Origin of the sequence: Celeribacter baekdonensis, from assembly GCF_900102315.1 — a bacterium.
In the GTDB taxonomy this organism is placed as follows: domain Bacteria; phylum Pseudomonadota; class Alphaproteobacteria; order Rhodobacterales; family Rhodobacteraceae; genus Celeribacter; species Celeribacter baekdonensis.
Map to the genome: position 1 here is coordinate 20,596 of NZ_FNBL01000020.1, position 20,893 is coordinate 41,488.

Annotated in this window: 19 protein-coding genes and 1 tRNA gene; 9 read left to right on the forward strand and 11 right to left on the reverse strand. The window is 55.1% G+C overall.

The window, feature by feature from the left end; all coding sequences use genetic code 11:
• Window positions 1-38: 38 nt before the first annotated feature.
• Genes BLT54_RS20655 through BLT54_RS20665 form a run of 3 tightly spaced genes read right to left on the reverse strand, consistent with a single transcriptional unit; the run spans window position 39 to window position 2,844 of the window.
• On the reverse strand, window positions 39-803 hold the full coding sequence (locus tag BLT54_RS20655; RefSeq protein WP_074647338.1) for an ABC transporter ATP-binding protein: 765 nt from the start codon (window positions 801-803) through the stop codon (window positions 39-41).
• Window positions 800-1,840 carry a FecCD family ABC transporter permease gene (locus BLT54_RS20660; RefSeq protein ID WP_074647339.1) on the reverse strand — a complete coding sequence of 347 codons (1,041 nt, stop codon included), beginning with the start codon at window positions 1,838-1,840 and terminating at the stop codon, window positions 800-802. The genes BLT54_RS20655 and BLT54_RS20660 overlap by 4 nt, the downstream gene beginning before the upstream one ends.
• Window positions 1,837-2,844: an ABC transporter substrate-binding protein gene (locus BLT54_RS20665; RefSeq protein WP_074647340.1), complete on the reverse strand. Its 1,008-nt coding sequence runs from the start codon at window positions 2,842-2,844 to the stop codon at window positions 1,837-1,839. Before BLT54_RS20665 ends, BLT54_RS20660 begins: the two co-directional genes overlap by 4 nt.
• A 92-nt stretch (window positions 2,845-2,936) precedes the next feature.
• Here BLT54_RS20665 and BLT54_RS20670 point away from each other — a divergent pair, with 92 nt between their 5' ends.
• Entirely contained in the window at window positions 2,937-3,335 is a 399-nt protein-coding gene (locus BLT54_RS20670; protein WP_074647341.1) for a hypothetical protein, read from the forward strand.
• 162 nt (window positions 3,336-3,497) lie between these two features.
• On the opposite strand, the gene BLT54_RS20675 is transcribed toward BLT54_RS20670, so the two are convergent.
• From BLT54_RS20675 to BLT54_RS20695, 5 genes are all read right to left on the reverse strand, one after another.
• Window positions 3,498-5,309, reverse strand: coding sequence for a TniQ family protein (locus tag BLT54_RS20675; protein ID WP_074647342.1), 1,812 nt, complete (start codon window positions 5,307-5,309; stop codon window positions 3,498-3,500).
• Window positions 5,306-6,262, reverse strand: coding sequence for an ATP-binding protein (locus tag BLT54_RS20680; RefSeq protein ID WP_083351928.1), 957 nt, complete (start codon window positions 6,260-6,262; stop codon window positions 5,306-5,308). The genes BLT54_RS20675 and BLT54_RS20680 overlap by 4 nt, the downstream gene beginning before the upstream one ends.
• A complete protein-coding gene (locus BLT54_RS20685; RefSeq protein WP_074647343.1) occupies window positions 6,249-8,396 on the reverse strand; it encodes a DDE-type integrase/transposase/recombinase in 2,148 nt (715 codons plus the stop codon). The genes BLT54_RS20680 and BLT54_RS20685 overlap by 14 nt, the downstream gene beginning before the upstream one ends.
• Window positions 8,393-8,893, reverse strand: a complete 501-nt coding sequence (locus BLT54_RS20690; protein ID WP_245708086.1) for a Tn7 transposase TnsA N-terminal domain-containing protein — start codon at window positions 8,891-8,893, stop codon at window positions 8,393-8,395. Before BLT54_RS20690 ends, BLT54_RS20685 begins: the two co-directional genes overlap by 4 nt.
• 223 nt (window positions 8,894-9,116) lie before the next feature.
• Window positions 9,117-9,350 carry a helix-turn-helix domain-containing protein gene (locus BLT54_RS20695; RefSeq protein WP_245708087.1) on the reverse strand — a complete coding sequence of 78 codons (234 nt, stop codon included), beginning with the start codon at window positions 9,348-9,350 and terminating at the stop codon, window positions 9,117-9,119.
• A gap of 179 nt (window positions 9,351-9,529) precedes the next feature.
• Between BLT54_RS20695 and BLT54_RS20700 the strand changes: the two genes are divergently transcribed.
• The 5 genes from BLT54_RS20700 (at window position 9,530) to BLT54_RS20720 (ending at window position 16,449) form a co-directional block, all read left to right on the forward strand.
• Entirely contained in the window at window positions 9,530-10,135 is a 606-nt protein-coding gene (locus BLT54_RS20700; RefSeq protein ID WP_074647346.1) for a hypothetical protein, read from the forward strand.
• Window positions 10,136-10,190: 55 nt separating this feature from the next.
• A complete protein-coding gene (locus tag BLT54_RS20705; protein WP_074647347.1) occupies window positions 10,191-10,907 on the forward strand; it encodes a hypothetical protein in 717 nt (238 codons plus the stop codon).
• Window positions 10,904-11,590: an HNH endonuclease gene (locus tag BLT54_RS22055; RefSeq protein ID WP_176832940.1), complete on the forward strand. Its 687-nt coding sequence runs from the start codon at window positions 10,904-10,906 to the stop codon at window positions 11,588-11,590. Before BLT54_RS20705 ends, BLT54_RS22055 begins: the two co-directional genes overlap by 4 nt.
• 205 nt (window positions 11,591-11,795) lie before the next feature.
• A complete protein-coding gene (locus BLT54_RS20715; RefSeq protein WP_176832941.1) occupies window positions 11,796-14,774 on the forward strand; it encodes an ATP-binding protein in 2,979 nt (992 codons plus the stop codon).
• Between the two features lie 4 nt (window positions 14,775-14,778).
• The gene (locus BLT54_RS20720) at window positions 14,779-16,449 is read left to right on the forward strand and encodes a response regulator receiver domain (RefSeq protein WP_074647350.1); all 1,671 of its coding nucleotides are present in this window, start codon (window positions 14,779-14,781) and stop codon (window positions 16,447-16,449) included.
• Here BLT54_RS20720 and BLT54_RS20725 read toward each other — a convergent pair.
• From BLT54_RS20725 to BLT54_RS20735, 3 genes are all read right to left on the reverse strand, one after another.
• The gene (locus BLT54_RS20725) at window positions 16,446-17,603 is read right to left on the reverse strand and encodes a DNA cytosine methyltransferase (RefSeq protein WP_218129416.1); all 1,158 of its coding nucleotides are present in this window, start codon (window positions 17,601-17,603) and stop codon (window positions 16,446-16,448) included. The two genes, BLT54_RS20720 and BLT54_RS20725, sit on opposite strands and share 4 nt — an antisense overlap.
• Window positions 17,604-18,011: 408 nt before the next feature.
• A tRNA-Ala gene (locus BLT54_RS20730) sits at window positions 18,012-18,087 on the reverse strand.
• Between the two features lie 140 nt (window positions 18,088-18,227).
• Window positions 18,228-18,533: a TIGR02300 family protein gene (locus tag BLT54_RS20735; RefSeq protein ID WP_074647352.1), complete on the reverse strand. Its 306-nt coding sequence runs from the start codon at window positions 18,531-18,533 to the stop codon at window positions 18,228-18,230.
• Window positions 18,534-18,696: 163 nt separating this feature from the next.
• Here BLT54_RS20735 and BLT54_RS20740 point away from each other — a divergent pair, with 163 nt between their 5' ends.
• The 3 genes from BLT54_RS20740 (at window position 18,697) to BLT54_RS20750 (ending at window position 20,854) form a co-directional block, all read left to right on the forward strand.
• Entirely contained in the window at window positions 18,697-19,392 is a 696-nt protein-coding gene (locus tag BLT54_RS20740; protein ID WP_074647353.1) for a M48 family metallopeptidase, read from the forward strand.
• A 31-nt stretch (window positions 19,393-19,423) separates the two neighbouring features.
• Window positions 19,424-20,077, forward strand: coding sequence for a GntR family transcriptional regulator (locus BLT54_RS20745; protein WP_040402851.1), 654 nt, complete (start codon window positions 19,424-19,426; stop codon window positions 20,075-20,077).
• Between the two features lie 291 nt (window positions 20,078-20,368).
• On the forward strand, window positions 20,369-20,854 hold the full coding sequence (locus tag BLT54_RS20750) for an acyl-CoA thioesterase (RefSeq protein WP_074647354.1): 486 nt from the start codon (window positions 20,369-20,371) through the stop codon (window positions 20,852-20,854).
• Window positions 20,855-20,893 lie beyond the last annotated feature (39 nt).

The following is a 20,893-nucleotide window of genomic DNA, read 5'->3' on the forward strand; positions in this document are numbered from 1 at the left end:
AGTCGCCATACCGGCAAAACCGTTGGGTGTGGCCCACCTTATTGCGGACTGAACCGGATATGTGGCCGGTCGGCATCGGACGATCCGCTTACATGCGCCGTGACCCGGAAGACATCGCGCAGGATTGCCTGTGTCAGCACGGCGTCGGGCGTGCCGCAGGCGCGGACGGCCCCGGCCTCAAGCACCACGATCCGGTCGCAAAACATGGCGGCAAGGTTGAGGTCGTGCAGCGCGATGACACTGGTCAGATCGAGATCGCGCACCATGCGCAGAATCTCGATCTGGTGATGAATGTCGAGATGATTGGTTGGCTCGTCAAGGAACATCACCTGTGGTGTCTGCGCCAGCGCCCGCGCGATATGCACACGCTGACGTTCGCCCCCCGACAGGGTTTGCCAAGGTTGCGCCCTGCGGGACGTCATGTCCACACGCTCAAGTGCGTGGGCCACCGCGGTCTCGTCGGTCTCGGACCAGCCCGCAAGGGCCGAACGGTGCGGGGTGCGACCCAGCCTCACGACATCGCGCACCGTGACATTGGTGTCGGTCGCCGCGCTTTGCTGGACAAAGGCAATCTGTCGCGACAGCGCCTTGCGGGGCACCTGCGCAATGTCCTGGCCGTTGATTTCGACCCGCCCGGACAATGGGTGCCTCAACCCTGACAGCAACCGCAACAAAGACGACTTGCCCGATCCGTTGGGGCCAATCAGGCCAAGCGTTTCGCCCGGTGCGACTGTCAGAGATACGTCGGACACGATGGTCTTGCGCTTTACGCCCCATCTCAGGTTTTTCGCAACGACACTCATGCCTGAGGCCTCGCGCGGTAGAGAATGATCGCAAAGAACGGCACGCCGACAAGCGCGGTCACAACCCCGATAGGCACGGTTTGCTGTGTCGCGATCACCCGCGAGGTAATGTCGGCGATCACCATAAAGACCGCCCCCACGACAGCGCAGGCCGGTAGCAACCGCAGATGCAACGGCCCGACCACATATCGTGCCGCATGGGGCACGACCAATCCGACAAAGCCGATGGCACCCACCATGCTGACAATGGTCGCGGTCAGCAGGGCGGTCACCCCGAACAACACAAGCCGGATGCGGGCCACCGGCACGCCAAGCGCCGCAGCATCCTCGTCACCGAAGGTGAAGGCGTCAAGCGCCCGGCCCATCCAGATGCAGACGCCCAGGCTGACGATCACCACCACCAAAAGAAGCTGGACATCCGGCCAGCGCACGCCGCCGAAGCTGCCGAGAAGCCAGAACATCACGTCCCGTGCCTGTTGGGCATTGCCGGACGTCGTAACGATGTAGGAGGTCAGCGCGTTGAACAGTTGCGACGCCGCCACGCCGGCCAGGATCGTGTGGTTCGGGCCGCTCGTCGCTCCGTTGGACAAAAGCGCCACCAGCGCAAAGGCGGCGAAGGCCCCGGCGAAAGCTCCCAGTGACAGCGACAGGCCGCCCGCGCCGATGCCCAGCACAATCACGCAGACCGCCCCGGTCGACGCCCCTGCCGAAACGCCCAGCACGAAAGGCTCAGCTAAAGCGTTGCGCAACAATGCCTGTAGGATCGCGCCGCATATCGCCAGCCCGGCCCCGGCCAATGCGGCCACCAGCGCGCGGCTCAGGCGCAGGTTCCAGACGACGCTTTGCTCTATCGGTGCGATGTCGGCACCCGTCAAGCCGAGCTCGTTGGTGACCGACAGGAACACTGTCCTCAGATTGATATTATAATCACCAATCGCTGTCGCAGTGGCGACGGTGAAGGCAAGAACAATCAATGACAGACACAAAAAGAGGGCAAGGCGGACAGCCCCGCCCTCTGGTGCATCAGACGCCATCATGGAAGATCGAGCGCCTTGAGTTGTTCGGCCACCTGCTCGGCGCCGTAGAGCGTGCGAATACTCGGGTTCATGGCGGCGCCGCTCATGACGACGATCCGTCCGTTGCGAACCGCCTCCATCTGGCTGACGGTTGGATCGGATTCCAGAAAGTCGATCTTGTTGTCTGCGGTGTCCAGATCCCAGCGGTTGCGGTCGACCTGTGTCACGACAAAAACAGTGGGATCGGCGGCCATAATGCCTTCCCAGCCAACGGCCGGCCAGTCCGCTTCGGTTGTGATGGCGTTGGAGCCGCCAAGAACATCTGCGATGTAACCCGAAGGCCCGTTGCCCCCGCCAAGATAGGCATCATCGGCGGGTGATGGGCTGGAGAACCAGAACAGGAAGGTCAGGTCCTTGTTCTCGGAGAATTGCGCGCGCAGGGCGGCCTCGCGCGCCTTGAAATCCTCGATCAACGCCTGTCCGCGTTCGGCCACGTCGAATATCCGGGACAGATCCTCGATCTCCTTGTAGAGCAGGCCCATGCTCCAGAGCGCGTCGCGCGAGCCATAGGCGTCGCTTGCATCGAGCGTGGTCGAACAGGCACTCGGCGAAAGATATGTTGGGATCCCAAGGTCTTCGAAATCCGATCGCTTGGCGACCTTGCTGTCAGGGCCGAGCAGCGTCGTAAGCATTGCCGCCACGAAGTCGGGTTGCTTCGAAAGCACGGATTCCAGCGATGGAAATTCGACGGTGAGGAGATCGATCCCGCTATTGGCTTCCGCCACTTCGGGCAGCACCGCATTGGGCCAGAAGGCGGTTGCGGCCATCTGATCTGCCAACCCCAGAAGCAGCATGATTTCTGCGCTGTTCTGGCCCAGGGCCACGGCATTTTGGGGGGCCTGTTCGAAGGTGACGGTCTGGCCGCAGTTTTCGATCGCCAGAGGGTAGTCCGTTTCCGCCTGTGCGGCCACGTTGGAAAACGCCAGCGCAGCACTTCCCAACGCCAGAATCGACTTGAGTCGCATCAACAGTCTCCTAATTCTTGAGTAGTTTAGTCGGAAATTGAGTAAAGGCATGCGAAACCAAGTTCAAGAGTGTTTTTGTCAGGAATTCACTGATGGAGGTCACACCGCGTGTTTCTCCTCCCCTCAGCACCCCCGAACGCCTGATGGCCGTCCCCTTTTTCAGAAAAGAGTGCGGCCGCCAGAATCTGGAGTTGCGCAACCAGAGGGCCTGTATCCCGGAGCCAGCTTTCAATAAAAAATGGCCACTCATGGCGGGTCGCGCGTTTGACTGGGGAAAGGGCTGCAAAGCGATCAGCACGGCCCAAGGGAGCGGATCACAGCATGGGATTTTCGCAGGGAAAACAGCACCCGTCTGCGCGGCAGAGGAAAAACCTCTGACGAAAAAGGCAGAAATATCTGGTGCTTTTGAAGGGATGGGAATTGTCACGAAGTTCTGCCTCTGCTGGCGGAAATTTCTCTTTTATTTCAGTACCAAAAAATCTCGATGCTGAACTGAAGCTGCCTTTTTCGTCAGATAAGGTTGCCTCTGAGAAGACATGAAAAAAGCCGACACAGCGGCCGGCTTTCTCAAGGCTTTCGTGTTAGAAGGTGCCGGAGGTGAATTCACAGGCGGCCGCCCTACCAGGCAAGCGGCCCCACCCGCATTCCTGACCTCATCTCTCGTTCACATCACGGCGGCGAAAAATGATCCGGTTCTCGCCGTTGAAAACGAGTGGTTCGACGCCGTTTTTGTAGAGCTCGCGACAGAGATTGGCGGTATCGCGTCGCAGTTCGCGAGCAAGATCGGCAGCCGAAATATACCGTTCGCCGAAGGTTGTGACGGAGGCCTCGTCGACCACCAGCCAGCGTTCGGAGGACTTTGCGGTCTTCGGAGCAGCACTCAGATAGCCTGCGTTGACCAGGTTGCGGATTGTTGCGGTATCGACCCCGAGCTTACCGGCAGCTTCCGACATGCTGATCGCACCAACTGAGCTCTGGCCTATGGCCGTTTTCGCCCGCTCGACAGATATCAGGAAATCGTTGAACCTTGGGTCTGTGCCCGCCGCGCAGCGTAGCGGAATGTCGTGTTCGAAAACCAGATGCAGGAGTTCGAGGGTCGAACATTGGCACGCGGGCGTGGCCGCAATGAGCGGGATCTCATCATTGGCGGGTTCCAACTTGGGGCGTGTTTGGCGGTACAAGCGACCGAGAAAGGCGTCGAGATCTTTCTTCCGAAAATACGGCGCGTTTCGGGCCATCTCTCCGGCTTTCTTAATGAGCCCTTCCACGACGAAAGTGCGCAGCAGGTGGATGTCCAGCCCGAGATAGTCTGCCGCGTCAAACCCGCGGAGTAGCCCATTCGTTTCTTCGGCGAGTTGCTGCAGCGTCTCCCGCGAGGGGTAGCGACGATAAGTGATGGCACCGGATTTGCCCGATTTCGAGATGTCGCCACGCTCTAAGAGCTTATGGCGCAGCATCCGTTCGTCGATGCCGTAGGCCTTCGCGCCTTTTCGAAGGGAATATACCTGTTGCCTGTCGCACCGTAGCCGCAGGACGGTACTACCGACGAGCACGGGATAGGTCCGCAGGATGTAGTCGAAGACAATCTGGCGGATGTCATTGAAGGCGGCATCATCCTCACGTTGGGACAGCCAGGTCAGGAATGAACCGGCAATCGCACCGTAGGTGTGACAGCCAGGGCCTGCCTTCATGCGAAGCTCTTCAAGCGTTGCGAACATGTGATCTGGCCCGTTGCGCAGAATGTCGTAGCCAGCGGCACCGGCCTCAAGCCATTGTCGTTCGGTCGTTTCCGTTCGGCTGGCTTTGGGGCCGTTGGTCAACAACAGGCCGAAGTTCTCGCAGAGCTGCGCCGCGACGTGGAAATCCAGCGTGTCCAGCCAGCAACCACTGGAGGCGCCTTCCAATCGGCCAATGAGGTAGCGCTCCAAGGATCGCGCTTCCTCTGCAACAGGCTTGACGTCACTCAAGTTCATATTGTCGACCATCCGCGCGAAATCATAGCTGTGCTTGTGATGGGTTGGAGGCGGTACCTCGATCAGCATGCAAGAATGCTGGGCGCAGGTCCGGATTGATGTGAGTTGCCATATCCCGAGGTGAAATGGCCCATGGGCGCCATGTTTGGACCGGGATTCGGCGGCACATTTCGGGCATCCCCTGATCAAGCTTCGGCTGTAAGCCGTGAACCTCGGTGCTTCCGCTCCCAGTTGATAATTCGTCTTCGACGGGGCGTGGGGCGTCCAGTTGCGGAGTGTGGTGGGATCGCACCCGGCAAGTGCGGCAACCCGCTCGATCTCGATTGGATCACCGACCTTCAAGGCGCGATATGAAATGCTCATGTCGGCGCAGAAGGACTGAAGGCTTGCCGTCCCGTTCTTCCGAGCGATGCGGGACGCAAGCGACGTCGCGCTTTCGCCACGCACCGGGCTGACGTAGAGCGGAAGCGGCTTGAGGGGTGACAACATCATGTGCGGTTCTCCCGAGAAAACACCTGACGGGCGTCGATGCGCATAAAATCCGGCACGACAAACGGATTGAACTCGGCATCGCAGGATGTCCGGCGATGATAGGCCCGGATGAAATTGTGCCGGTTCAGTGTCTTCTGACCCTGCAGGTAGGCGTCTTCGATGGCGTCCAGGATCAGGACGATGGCGATGCCGAACTGATTGGCTGCGGCATGGACAACGCGTTCGCCGTGGGACAATTCCAGCACGTCGTCCTCTGGTTCGAGGTTTGCACGCTCACAGTAGCTGTCCAGGAGGTCGAGGATTTCATCGCCATATGCAGCGGGGGATAGGCTCTCAAACCGGACGGTCTTCATGCGGCGTGCGAGCTGGTAATCGTGGTTGAGAATGTCCTCCAGTTCGTTCGTTCCGGAAAGAATGATCCCGACGGGCCACTCCGGATCAGTCATCAGCGTCTTCAACATTGATGTCACTGAATCGAGCTCGTGCTTGGTGCCACGCGATGCGAGGTCCTGCGCCTCGTCCAAGTGCACAAACAAGACGCGGCGCTCTCTAAGGTGGTGTTGGACCAGATCCCAAATGTACCACGCGTGACGATCGGCACCGATGGGGTAGCCGAGCGCCCGCAAGAGCATTTGTCCGACGAACTTCAGCGTTGCGGGTGACGGCACCCGCAAGCTGACGATGGTGGTGTCGCCGTGCCCATGCTCGGCCAGTCTCTGGCCTTCCATAGCGAGCAGATGGGTGACCGCGGCGCTTTTCCCGGCCCCCGAATGCCCCGACAGGGCCAGCCCTTGGGCCTCACTGGTTCGTCCGGTCTGGATGTCCACGATGCGCTTTTCGGCGAGAATGGAGAAGCCTTCTGCCAACGGTACGAAGCGTTCGTGGTGGACGAAATGCCCCTTCAGAGAAGCGATCCGTTGGGCTGCCTGAGTGACCAAATCATTTTTCATCATCAAACCTCCAATGCTTGCGGCGTTCGCGTCTTTCACGGCGTTCGGGCGGGTTGGTTGTGTCGTTGCTGGGGGCGTCTAGTTTGCCTTTGCCGATGGGCGCAGTGATGGAGATTCCGTTACTAAGTGGGTCATCGCTGGGCTTGATGTGTCCCAATCGCATGGAATCGGAGCGGATCGGGTAATGCAGGGCAGCCTCTGAACGTGCCACATCGATATCCGTCATGTGGAATGGCGTCAGTTCGCGGAGAGCAAAGGCGCGACGGTTTATTTCGGAAATTCGCTGGATTGCTCTCTGGACCTTGGGTGCGTCCAGCAGGGCATCCCGTTTGTGCTTTTGTCGAATGGACCGCCTACCTTCACGGAGCTGCTCGAACGTGATGCCATCGAAGCCCGGCTGGTTGGCCAAAGCGGGATACCATGTCGCGCCAACACGGACGGCAACCCACCCGATGTCGCTTAGGTCAGCCCTAATCTCGGCCTGCCGTGTCGGGGAGTGGAGATAGGCCTCACGCAGCGCCTCGCAGCTATAGCTGAGGCCTGCAAACAAGACCCCGTCGCCGCGCAATTTGCGGACCATCGGCCGACCGAACTCCTTGCGCAATGTTAGCCCGTCAGGAACCAAGGGCGTACCATGCTCCACAACGAGGCGCTCCCAAGCTGCATTCGGTGTTTCGCCCTTAAGCGACCCATGCGGCTGGTTGTGATAGATGTCGACGATGAAGGTCAGCAGGATCTTGATCAGATCGTCGTCGCACAAACAGGCAAGCGTTTCCGAAGGGTAGTCGCCACGTTCCACTGTATCGAAAAACGTACGCCCCGCCAGAAGGGGCATCAATTGATGGCCGAGCGTACGGAAGAACGACTCGATATGTCCACGTAGCCAGGGCACTCCGGCACTGGGGAGATGAGCCGTCGTTCCAAGCGATGCCACCGTACCTTGAAAGGCATCCGACGTGAAAGCTGACCCCATGTCTGTGACCAGGGTTCCGATGCCGCCATGGTGATGCCAAGTGCTTTCGCATTCGGCTGCCTGCGCCAACGGCGTCTTGTCCTCAAAGATCTGACGTAGAGCCCGAATTGCATCATCGGAGTTGGGATTGTCGGCCAAACGCATCGACAGCACGCACTTCGTCGCACAATCGATCGCGATGTAGAGCCAGCGCCTACCGGACTCGAATTTCTTCTGGCGCTCTCGTGGCAGGTGGTCCCAGATGCCCGTCAGTGTCAGTAATGAGATCACATCGAGAAGGTTTTCATCCATCTCGACTCGCTCCATTGGCCGCACGACATCAGGACCGTTGCTGAACAGTGTAAAGTGCTTGGCCGCCGCTGCCGCCCCGTACCTTTTTGCATAAAGGTAGAATGGATCCGCCATGCTAAGGCGTCGTCGGATACTTGCCGCCGACGGCACGACAAGAGGAGGCGCCCCCCTTTCAGCACGCCGACGGTTCTCTTCGTCGAAACGTGCCTGTGTCTCCTTGATCGCCTGAACCTTGGTCGGGCGCTGCGTGTCAGCGTAGATCTCGACAACCTGATTCATCAGGGCTTCAGAGCGTGGGCACCAAAACCGTTCCCTATTTCCAGAGCGGTAGGTTTCCGGGATGAGTGCAAGCGGTGAACAACTTGCAGACTGATAGGAGCGAACCCACTGAAACGCCGTTCGACTTCCAGGGAGATTTCGAACTATGACGTCTTTACCTGGTCGTACCTTCTTGGGAGCCGCGGCACCTTCGCCGACGCGCCGCTGCGTTTCCGCGGCCAGTCTGGGGCGAGCATGATCATAGCCCTCCTGCGTGCGTCTGATGTCACCAGTTGCCTCCAAGGCAAGGAAAGCGTCGCAGACCGCCTTTCGCCAAATGACGAGCCGCCTGATCTGCTCCGGCAACTCGCTGATGAGGTCGACCGGCTTTTTCAGCCGCATCTCTTGGGCGGCGCGGTCGAAATACCCGGCAAAGTAGGTTGTGTCCGGCCGGCGCATCATCTCAGCCAGTTCCTGATGGGAGAAAGCTTCCGTGATCCCCGGCTGGCCGACGCGCTCAAAAGTGCCACCCGCATCGGTGATCTCAATCGGGCGCATGGCGACGCCCGCCGTGGTGATCATGTCAGATTTCGAAAAGCGAAAACGCAGGGTCATGCTGCCACCTCCGTAAGAGAGGGGCGTGACCAGGCCAGCGTCCTCGCCGCTTCGGCGGCTGCTTGCCGATCAATGTGCTGATCAGTGACGAGCAGCACACGGTCCGCAAAGGACTTGGAGACTGCGACCGACACAGATTCGAGCTCCGAGGCGAAGTTCAGCTTCAGAACACGCTGCATAGGTTTGATGGCCACCGCGATGCGCTCGCCATCCTTCTTGGTGACTAGGAAGTCGAAGATATGCCGCGCGGGACGGCCATCGGTACCGACATAAGAGATCGCCGGAGGCTGTTCGCGGATGTGGTGCACGTCGTCTCGCACCAGCATCAGGCAGAGGAAGGCATATTCGAGCGCACTCTCGAAGTGGATAAGGCGCGGACGCTGGAAACCAGGTAGCATGGCAACCATTGAGCCGCGCAAACTGCCCTTGGAGCGGCGTGCAGGAATTCGGGTCGCGTGGCTCGGTTCCGGCCCGCGGTAGATCAGATTGTTCTTCATGTTAATTGGAGCGCACCTCACCAGCGCACCGAACCAGACGGCTCGGAGCTGGAGAGGGGCGGCATCCCCCTATGTTTGGAATGAGTTGAGCAGCCCTGCCGAGAGATGTCTCGGCAGGTTGACTTTTCTTGAGACTCAGGGGATGAATAAGAAGTCGAGTCGAAACGACACTTATTCAAAAGGCCTTCCTGTTGACGCAGGAGGGTCTTTTCTTTTCCCGATGTCAGGTTTTACTTGCCGCGCTGTCCTCCTCTGCTGAGTATCGGTCAGGGAAAAGCTCTGCCGGTGTCGTTCCGACTGCATTGGCGAGGGCTTTCTCGATTTTCGAAGACCTGCGCAGGCCTTGGCTGACAAGCGTTACTGTCGAACGCAGCACATCAAGCTCTCGTGCGACTGAAGCAATGGATTTACCACGCAACCGTAGTTCCATCTTCAGGCGTTCATGAGCAGGTTTCACTTTGTGGGACATTGACGCTGTAACCATGATTGCTGGGACTTCGTGATCTGGAGAGAATCAGCTATGAACGAATCAGTCAAGGATAACTGTTTGAAATCAGATGGTTAAAAAATTCGGCGAAATTCTTGGGATATATGTCTGTGGAATTTTGCCGAAGTTTTTGGCCAGAGGGAGAGCGTATGGGAGCTGCCAGAAATTATCTGGATATCGCGGGCGATACCGTTTTTGTCTTCGCCGACGGAGAGGCAAAAGGCGTCCATCATTCTGAACTCCTTGATTTAATGAGGCGCAGCCGCTCGTTAGCAGAGGTTCGGAAGCGCTTTATGGCCAGCCGGTCCAATCTAATCGAGACGTTGGATCACTTCGGATACGACTTCGACACGCTGCTCGAAGAGCAGTTTCGGGAGGGGTATCGCGATGCTGCCTTGGCAAAACTTCATCGCGTTGATCCCAAATGGATTGCGGACAAGCGGCAAGCATTGGGCTTCCCGAATGCGCCAGGACGGACGCGTGTCGAGTTTTCAGTGGATGAAATCATGCGCGCTTACGATGCAGCCGGAAGTTTTGTTGGAGCGGCGGCGCTGCTTGGCATCAACCGGAAGACCTTCAAGAAGTTGTACTTATGGGCCCTTGAAAATGGCCTTCAGATCGAGCACCGATCTAGCGCATCGGCCGAACGCCTAGCAGCACTACAAGAGAAGGCAAGGGCACTCGGTATCACTACGACATTGACTGAAGCGGAGCTGAAGGCCTTTATGGACGACCAATGGGGCGAGGGCGACTAGCGCGATCATCGCTACAAGATGCCTCCCGAGAGCGAAGGTAAGAGGGCGACAAATTTTGGACCGCATAGAAGAATTTGTCGACGAGCGACAGCAAGCTTGGTGTATCCATTGCAGCCGTTGGCTAGCGGGTCTTGAGACAAATGAAGATCATGTGCCTACGAAGAGTTTCCTTTCAAAACCGCGCCCTCACAATCTGCCGAGCGTGACCATTTGCCGTGAGTGCAATAATGGCTTCTCGCGGGACGAGCAGTATGCTGTGATCTTTCTGAGTTGCGTGCTATCGGGCACTACTGAGCCAGACCGACAACAAAACGCCAGTGCTGCCCGGGCACTGGCAAAAAGTGCTCGGTTTCGGGCCATGATTGACCGGGCGAAAACAGAGTACCAAACACTGGGTGGAGAAACGAGGGTCGTTTGGCAGCCCGATGTTGAGCGGATCAACCGCGTAATTATCAAGAACGCCCGAGGGCATGCGTACTTTGAATATGGGGAACCTTTGATGGAGACGCCTTCCCATGTATGGGCCGCGCCGTTGGGAACGATGTCGGCGAGCGATCACGCTGACTTCGAAAGTGTCAACAATTGTCAAGAACTTGCCGCTTTGCCCGAGGTCGGAAGTCGGATGATGACGAGGGTCTTTACTGGCCAAGATCTGGACGATGGTTGGGTTGTCGTGCAAGATGGTGCCTACCGATATGCAGTTCATCAGACTGGCGTGCTTCGCGTGAGGTCGGTCTGGTGGGAGTATCTCGCGACGGAGGTGAAGTGGTGACGACAAAATCACCCAGTTCGGTATTGTCCGACGCGAAACGAAGCTCGCTCAATGCGCGGCTCGCTATGCTGCGCAATGCGGTGTCCGCCGAACGATCTCGTGCAAGTTGTCTTCGACGGTGGAGCGAATTTGTCCGCGAGCGTGACGGATTTCGCTGCGTGGACTGTCACTCGCAAGAGCGGCTATCTGCCCATCATATTTGTCGAAAAACGTTCCTCGGTGCTGCGCAATTCGACACGGGGAACGGGATTACACTTTGCCGTACATGCCATCGCGAGGCTCATGCAGGCTTCAATGGGCGTCCCGACATGTCACTGCCAGTTGACGCTCAGGGGGGCGAGAAGCTCGCCTCGATGGAACGACTATACAGCATACTTTTGGATGACGCGATCGAGCGCGGAAGAATGTGTGAGGAATACTATTTTCTCAGTGACGAAGTGCTTGGCTTTCTCAAAGTGTTGCAAGGCTTTGATCCGAAAACTTATTTTCCAGGTTCGCGTCTCGAACGAGCATACCTCATCTTGGCGGAACCTGAACTGCAAATGCGTCAGGCTATTGCTGGGGCGAATGGTTTCAGTTTTGGAGACCAACCTCTTTTGCCTGGTGGAGTGATGATCGTGTTCGATGACGAGAAAGATCGGTCGCAGAGTTCAATCCTGCAAGCACGCTGGGGCAGATTGTAGAAAATTGCGCACAGAACAACTCTGAAAGCATTTTCTGCGTCACTGAGTAAGCTGTTATCTGGCCACAAATAGTGATGGTATCGAAGCAACATAATAGATGATGGCATTGGCACAGGCATAATTCAAAGATAGCCTACCGCATGAAAAAATGCGGATCGAGTTATGCGCGAGTGCCTCGTGTGCACAAAAAAAGGCGGCAACAATAGTGGCAAAGTTTCACATCAGAGCGCGAACCATAGATCTTCTTGGTCGACAGCAAATCGCCAACATATCTACGGCAATAAGTGAGCTTTTCAAGAACGCGCATGACGCTTATGCCACTACAGCGGAAGTCGACTACTTTCGGGATGATGGCATGTTTGTCTTGAGAGATGACGGCCTCGGGATGACCAAACAAGATTTCGAAGACCGCTGGCTCACACTTGGAACTGACAGCAAGGTAGGATCGTTTTCAGGCCTGAAACGCCCCCCAGTGGATAGTGCACAAGACGTCCGTCCCCTTCTTGGGGAAAAGGGCATAGGGCGGCTAGCAATCGCTGTCATCGGCCGACAAGTACTTGTACTAACCCGCGCAAAAGTCGATGGGCAAACTGAGGATACCATTACGGCCGCTTACATCCATTGGGGGTTGTTTGAACTACCTGGGATAGATCTCGACGAAATCGTTATCCCACTTGAAACTTTCAGAGCTGACACCCTGCCGAACCTTGAAGACGTGCAAAAGATGGTAGCAAAAGCCCGGGACAGCCTCGAAACCCTATCAAGCCGGATAGACGATAAAACTGCTAAGACTATCCGCGAAGACATGGACGCCTTTAAAGTCGACCCTCGAGATGCATCAACCTACCTTGGCCAGCCTTCTTTTGATTTGAACGGTTCGGGCACTCATTTCTATATACTGCCTGCCGATGAAATCATCCAAGATGATATTGACGATCGGGATGAATCAACCAAGGCGACAAGGTTCGAAAAAAACCTCATTGGCTTCACAAACACTATGACGCCGGATTTCCGGAAGCCGAAGATCATAACCCGATTTAGAGATCACGTTGATGAAGGGGCGCCGTTGGAGCGAGTTGGGGAGAAAGCTTTCTTTAGCCCTGAAGAGTTCAAGCAAGTAGATCATCATATACGAGGACGCTTCGATGAATATGGCCAATTCCGAGGCAAGGTCGGTGTGTATCAGACATTGCCTTCGGAGTATGTACTCAATTGGTCAAACGCAGACAGCAGGCCGACTAGCTGCGGCCCATTTGACTTTTCAATAGCGGTGATTCAACCAACTCCAATGGACTCGTTGGTGGACCCTACAGAGCACGCCAAAATTCGGCGCAAGCTTGAACGCCATGGTGGTATTTACATCTACAAAGACGGTGTCCGAGTTCAGCCATACGGTGGTCCTGACTTCGATTTCCTCGATGTTGAACGCAGGCGGAACTTGAGAGCAGCAACGGCCTACTATTCCTTCAGAAACATTATGGGGGCAGTCGAACTGACATCTAGAGATAACCCCAACTTGGTCGAAAAAGCAGGGAGGGAAGGTTTCCGTGAGGATAAGGCTTATCGACAGTTTCGAAGTATACTGATCAATTTCTTCATACAATCGGCGGCGGACTTCTTTAGGGAAAATGGCGGCAAGTATTCAGAAGAATGGGTTGAAAAGCGTCAAGAACTTCAACACCTTGATAAGGTCCGAAAGACTCGAGAAAAACAGTCAAGGGGTAAGAAGAACAAGTTCGGTGAGCAGCTAGAGAAATTCTTCAAGGTAATAGACTCAGGACAGCTGCCCGAAACTATATCTGGTACTGTTTCTGATTTTGAAGCGAACGTGCTTTCTGAACTCAATAGCACGAAGACTCCACAATCAAAGGCGCTTGCAATTGGTCGTCTGGAGGCTGAAGCAAAGTTGCAATTGGACCAACTTCGCAAGGAGCATGCTATCTCAAAACCTCGAGGTGTAGGTCTTAACACTGAACTACGAAACAACTGGGAGGCCTACCAAACAGCAATGGGCCGGATAACGAGCGATCTTGTGTTGCCTGCCGAGAAGACGATCGAGAACATCGTTACAACAACCGTAAAGAACAACAAGCTGAACCTTGAGCCGGGGCTGCGACTGAATGCTGCTGTCCAAAAACACACAAAAGAGACCCTTTCATCTATGAAGTCTTTGCGGACGCAGACAGAAGAGACCCTCACCGACCTGACACGAATAGTAAGGGATACAACAAAAAACAGCTTTCGAAACGTATCGAAAGTCGTCGATGAAGTCCTTGCCGAACTAGAGGCCGTCAAAGGTATGAAGCAGGCAGAGTTCGATTTCTCAAAACAGCGTGAGGCTTTCGAAACCTTGGTGGCCGACGCCTTCGAAGAAGAGAGTGAAAAACTGCGGAGAATCTACAGTCAGCTCGAAGCTGTTCTCTCATCAACCCAAAACAGCGGTTCAGATATGGTCGAAGTCACTGAGGCGCTGGAAGAGGAAGTCGTCGCGCTTCGCGAGCGACAGGAGGCCGATTTCGAGCTTGCCCAGATTGGGATGGCACTTAACACGATCAATCATGAATTTGGTAAGACTGCTGGCAGCCTGCGAGATGGCCTCAGACGAATGAAGTCCTGGGCGCATGCCAATCCTGATATGAAGCGCCTCTACGATGACATGCGCGTCAATTTTGATCATCTGGACAGCTACTTGGCCCTATTCAACCCGCTCGACCGAAAGCTGCAGTCGACTGCTGTCGACATTAGAGGCAGTGACATATTTCGATTTGTGTCTGACTTGTTTGAGAAGCGCCTCAAACGTCACAACGTTCGGCTGGTCGCCGATGAGGGTTTTAAGGCCCATACTCTTCATGGGTTTCACGCAGACTTCTATCCTGTCTTCGTCAACTTGATTGATAACGCGATCTATTGGGCGTCTAGCGCTAGAAAAGACGCGGGCATTATTGAACTAATTGAAGACAATGGCGACCTTTGTGTCAGAGACAACGGTCGTGGGGTGAGTAGCATTGACGTCAGGAACATTTTTGAGCTCAACTTTACCCGCAAGCCGGGTGGTAGAGGTATGGGACTGCATATTTCAAGGCAGGCGCTTGGCCGCCTTGGTTATGAACTGAACATCGATCCACCAACGCCCAATTCTGGTGCCTGTTTCCGTATTTCAAAGATGTCCCAAGAGAAGATTTGATCAGATGAATTTTGCAGATGACCAATACAACGCTGCCAGCTCTTTCGCCTATACAATGATCGTAGTTGATGACGAACCTGTAGCTGACCCCATCGAAGCGGCGCCGACCGTTGATGTTAAAACACCCAGTAGGCGCGATGTTGTAGCCGCTAAAAAGGTTGACGAGAAACCTGAGGCACAACGTTCACATCCGCTAGACGCAAAAGGATTGATAAAAAGTGCCCTAGACTTGGGGCTTATCTGCTCGGTTGTTAATCCGAGTGGTGATGAAGGTAGTGTAGCAAAAAGTGTCGCTAAAGCCTCCTTGAGAGCTGATATCGTATCCTTAGACTGGCACATGGATCACGGTGATGATGGAGAGCTCGCATCCGAGATTATTCAGGAAATTCTTCGTGGAGATGAGGCCATTGGAGGACGCCTGAGATTGATTGCGATTTACACCGGCAACAAGGATCACGGAGCCATCCTTGAAAAAATCGCTGAAAGGCTCAACGCAGCTGAGGAAATCACTGGCAATGTTACTAAGACAGGTGATGTGCTTACCAACTCTTCAGGTCTACGTCTAATTTGGCGCGAAAAATCGATGGGCAATGAGAAATTAACTGGTGCCGTTTCCGAGACGCAACTTCCAAAAGAATTGTTGAAGGCATTCTCGGAGTTATCAAATGGTCTACTTTCGAACGTCGCGCTCGCAACGATTTCCTCGATGAGAGACACGACGCATCATGTTTTGAGCAAATTTTCATCAGAGCTCGATGGCCCATTCTTTCACCACCGAGCGCTTCTAAAAAATTCATCAGATTCGATGGATTATGCAGTTTCTGTTGTGATGAGTGCGTTGAAATCGGAGGTGGACAAGTCAAAAGTCACGTCGAAATATACAACGGTGGACGCAATAAAGCGTCGCTTAAGTCAGATGCCTCAGTGCCCTGAGAATTTCACACTCCGCTACTCGAAGAAAGATCAAGAAAAAGAGTTTAAGCTGCATGTTGATGATGTCATTTCAATTATGGAGCGTGGGTTCTCCGCTTGGCCAGAACCAGACAAGAAAGCAGCTCTTGGGAGGCAACAAGACCCGCAAGCCAGCCCAATGCCGTCAAAAGCTGAATTTTCCAAGAATTTTTCTACGCTGTTCTGCGATACCATTGAGACAGCAAGTTTCTCCATGCGGCAGTTCTCGTTCCTGACTAACTCTCAGTCAAGTGAGCTCAGTATGGTACACCGAAAAGCACCACCAAAATTAGGGCTAGGATCAGTCATTTTCTCGGATGCTGGCGGCTACTTTTTGTGCTTACAAGCGACCTGCGATACTGTCCGTGGGGCTGGATTGTTTTTCTTTGTTCCGCTCGAAATCGTTGATAGTGATACCCCTGATATCGTCGTGCCTCATGGAAAAAATGGGACGCTTATCAACTACGTGGGCCTTTCGGTTCCGCCAAAGTGTTACACCAAATCCCAGTCTCTTGATTTTGGTGTGATAAACGATGCCATAGGGCATATCCCAATATGCTACGATGAGCAGCGAGAGATTTACCATGTCCCGGATGCCAACAATACGGACTACCGCTGGCTCGCAAATCTAAAGTACAAGCGGGCACTTAGAATTGCGCAGAATATGAGCCAGGAAATCTCTAGGATTGGCTTCGATGAATTCGAGCCATTTCGCAAAGGTTAGCACCCCCTGATCTGGGGGCAGCCGTAAGACAACGATTTTGAAATCTGTACCGCGTGCCGCCTAATAAACTCTGGGGGTAACGCATTACCGATCATTAGAGCGACCTTGCCGCGACCTTCCGTGAGGTCAAACTGATAATCAGCAGGAAACGTTTGAAACAACGCGGCTTCACGTAGACTTATTGCACGGTCCTCTTCGGGGTGAAGATATCGCCCCTTTGAGGGATTTCCGCAGCCACCAGTCATCGTTGGTGAAACCTTGTCCCACGACATTCGTCCATAAACATCTCGAAAACCAGTGTTCTTCTTATGGCATTCCAATACCAAATGGTCGGGCAAGGATGTTCTTGAGCCCCCGTCCTTTGGTATATTTCGGATGATCTCTGCAACATGAGCTGCCCTGTTAGGAACATGATCATGCAATGGATCCCCTGCTTCACCAACTGGCGCCAGACGAACAGCTTCGAGGCATTTGCGGACAGTAATAGCTTCTGATTTTTCAGCTTGCTTGACTTGGCCAGTCTTGGACGCGAGCAAGATCATCCTGTAGCGGCGCTGAGGTACACCGTATTCCGCAGCGTCCTCCACCCTTACGTTCTTCCGCCCAACCTTGTAGCCAAGAACAGAGATACGCTTCAAGAACGTCTTCATCCGGATATCGTGTGCTAATGCAGGCACATTCTCCATCATGATTGATCGAGGAGAAAGAGCCTCAACTATGCGAAGAAACTCGAACAGAAGATCGTTCCGATCATCTGCAACCGCATTGGATTTTTTTCTGGTTCGGAGCGTGGAGAAGCCCTGGCAAGGTGGACAACCTGCTAATAAGTCGAGTTCGCCACGTTTTAAGCCAGTTGCTTTCAAGATCTCAACAGCACCAATTTTGCGTATGTCCTTGTCAAAGCAATGAACATCTGGGTGGTTGAGCTTATAAGTCGCTGCAGGTATTTTTTCAATTTCTATGCCAGCCAGCACGCGAAACCCGGCCTGCTTCAAGCCCAGCGTCAGGCCACCTGCGCCGCTAAACAGGTCGATAGCCGTCAGTGTCTTGCACATGCACGGTTGTGGCTGACTATGCTGATTTGCTTCTGTACTTTCCTCGCTCAAAGTAATGCCACCTAACGTGCTGATAGAAATGCGCAATTTTTGGGGCAATGATAGCCTTTTCTAACGCCCTTCTCAAGGCGCTATCTTCGCAATTTGGTGGCGTCGAGAGAACCGGAAAGCACAGTATCCAAGAACTGTTTTTCTGCTCCATCTATGGAATGCTTGCGGTATGTACTAAAAAGACCGTTTCTCAGTACGGGTTTGGATTGCGAGTCAATCGCAACGGAGGACTTTGTGCCGCCGTTTGTGACCCTCTTCTGGAGGTGTATGGTCTGTTAAATTCGAAGTATCCTCGGCGAAAGGTTCCATGGGGAAGGGCTGCAAAGCGATCAACACGCCAAAAGGCGCGGACCGAAGTAGCTTAGATTTCCGTAGGAAAATAAGCACCCATCTTCGCGACAGAGGCAAATCCTCTGGCAAGAAAGGCAGAACTATCTGCCCCTTTTCAAGGGAATATGGTGGAGCCTAGCGGGATCGAACCGCTGACCTCCTGCATGCCATGCAGGCGCTCTCCCAGCTGAGCTAAGGCCCCATTTGACCGATTTTACCGCTGTGTCTGGCGGGGTGCGAGGGGCGATTTCCGCCCGCTCGCGCTTCCTAGGGTGTCTCGCTTGGGGTTGCAAGCGAAAAAATCCGGCCCCGTGAACTTTTTTACGAGGCCACTTTCAACCCTCAATCGTCGTCGTCTGCGGCCACGTCAGCGATGTCGTCGAGCGAGACATTGTCGTCATCGTCATCCACGAGCAGATCGTCTTCGATATCGACATCTGCATCATCATCAATCAACAGATCTTCATCATCGGCATCGTCGTCAATCGGGGCGGTTTTTTCGGCAATGGCCACGCGCGACTTGTTGTTCATGTCAAACGTGACGGTTTCGCCGGTGTAGGGCGACACAATCGGAGTTTTGTTCAGGTCGTAGAACCGTTTGCCGGTGGTTGGGCATACGCGCTTTACGCCCCATTCCTCATTGGGCATGATAATCCCTTTCGTCATAACTGGTCCAGGTGCGGAGATTGACGCGCCATGCCATATCACGACGGGGGTGTCAAAGCCTTTCGCCCTAAACTAGAGTAAACACGGATATGAGGCGGACCCAGAGCTGGTCTGACCCTGCGGTCCTACCGGAGAAAAAGACGTTGTGAGCGAAACCATTTTGTTAGGCCAGCCGCCTGTACATATCACCCTGCGCCGCTCTGGTCAGGCGCGCAGGCTCTCGCTGCGTGTATCGCGGCTTGATGGTCGAGTGACCTTGTCGATGCCCAAGCGGGTGCCAGAACGCGAAGCCATGGCGTTTTTGCGTGAAAAAGAACTTTGGATCAGAAAACATCTTGATGCACGTACGCCCGATCGAACGGTGCGCTTTGGGCAGGCGATTCCCTTTTTGGGGCAACAGGTCGAGATCGTCCCCGGACAGGGGCGGGCGGCGCGTCTGATCGAGGGGCAATTGCATGTGCCGGGCGCAGAGGATCGCGTGGCGGCTCGGGTGCAGGCCTTTCTCAAACTTCAGGCCCAACTGCGCCTCAGAGCCGCCTCTGATCACTATGCTGCGGCGCTTGGGACCAGCTACGGGCGGATCACCCTGCGCGACACCCGTTCGCGTTGGGGGTCATGTACCAGCGCGGGCAATCTGATGTATTCGTGGCGGCTGGTGATGGCTCCGGTTGAGGTGCTGGACTATGTCGCGGCGCATGAGGTGGCGCATCGGTTGGAGATGAATCATTCGGACCGGTTTTGGGCGCAGGTTGCCAAGGTTTGTCCTGATCATGCCCGACATCGCGCCTGGCTGCGTTCAGAAGGTGAAGGATTGCACGCCTGGCGGTTCGAGACGGATTGACCTTGCGACATTTTGTGATCACATTGCTCCCATGATCACACCCATCCCACGCCCCTCTGATACGCTCGGTGCCGCCCATGATCGGGTGTACCGCACTTTGCGCACGCGCATCATGCATGGCGAATTTCGCCCCGGTGAGGCGCTGACCCTGCGTGGGATTGGCAAGATGTTTGACGTGTCGATGACGCCCGCGCGCGAAGCGGTGCGGCGTTTGGTGGCCGATGGCGGGCTGAATCTTAGCTCCTCTGGTCGTTTGAGCACGCCGGAACTGAGCAATGAGCGGATCGAAGAATTGGCGTCGATTCGGGCTTTGATCGAACCGGAACTGGCCTCTCGGGCTTTGCCGCGGGCGCATATGGCTCTGATCGAACGGCTTCAGACCATCAATGGTTCAATTGCGGAAATGGTCGCAAAACATGATGATGTTGGGTATATCCGCACCAATCTTGAATTTCACCGCACGCTCTATTTGCGCGCCCAAGCCCCGGCGATGTTGGCGTTGACTGAGACGGTTTGGCTGCAACTCGGCCCAACGATGCGCGCGCTCTATGCCCGCCTTAATCGCACCGAAGTGCCGCAAAACCACCGGCTGATTGTGGCCGCTTTGCGGGCGGGGGATGAGCCGGGATTGCGGCTTGCCGTGCGCTCCGATGTAACCCAAGGGCTACGGATGTTGGCGGTCTGAGGCGGGGTTTTGCCCAGACTTCGGTCCTTTTTGAGCCTGCGTAAAAATAGAAAACGTTCAAAAAATTCGTCGGAAATCCTGCGCTGCTGCGTTCCTGAAAGAGGCGTGTCCGATCTTTGGCGTGCTCAGACACGCGCTCTACGGACTCCGGCCCGAAATCACCCCCCCCGATGATGGGTCGGGCAGGAAGGGATCATTTTTGATGAATGATCCCTTCCTGCAATTCCGCCAATGCTTGACCTTTTCTGCTCTGCAGCGTCTTTTGGTGGGTAGGGTATTGAAGGGATCGCCATGGCACGTTATTTAGAGATGACCGAATTGATGACGCCGGATATGGCGAATTTTTCCGGCAAGGTGCATGGCGGCGCTTTGCTCAACCATCTTGATCGCGTCGCCTTCTCCTGTGCCTCGCGGTATTCGGGCAAATATGCGGTGACGCTGTCCGTCGATCAGGTGACGTTCAAAGAACCGATTGCCGTGGGCGAATTGGTGCATTTTCGTGCGACGGTGAATTACGTGGGTCGCACCTCGATGGAGATCGGCATCCGGGTCGAGGCCGAAGACATCCGCACCCAAACCGTGCGTCATACCAACTCTTGCTATTTCACCATGGTGGCGGTGGATGACGATGGCAAATCGGCCCCTGTGCCGCAATTTGTGCCGGAGACGGAGATGGATCAAAAGCGTTGGAATTCCGCCGAGCTGCGCAAAGTGTTGCGCCGCGAACATGCCGCGCGGATGGCCAATATTGCCGCCACGGGCGAAGACAAGAAATGAAAAAAAGGCGCCGGTTTGAGGCGCCTTTTTTTTTTGATT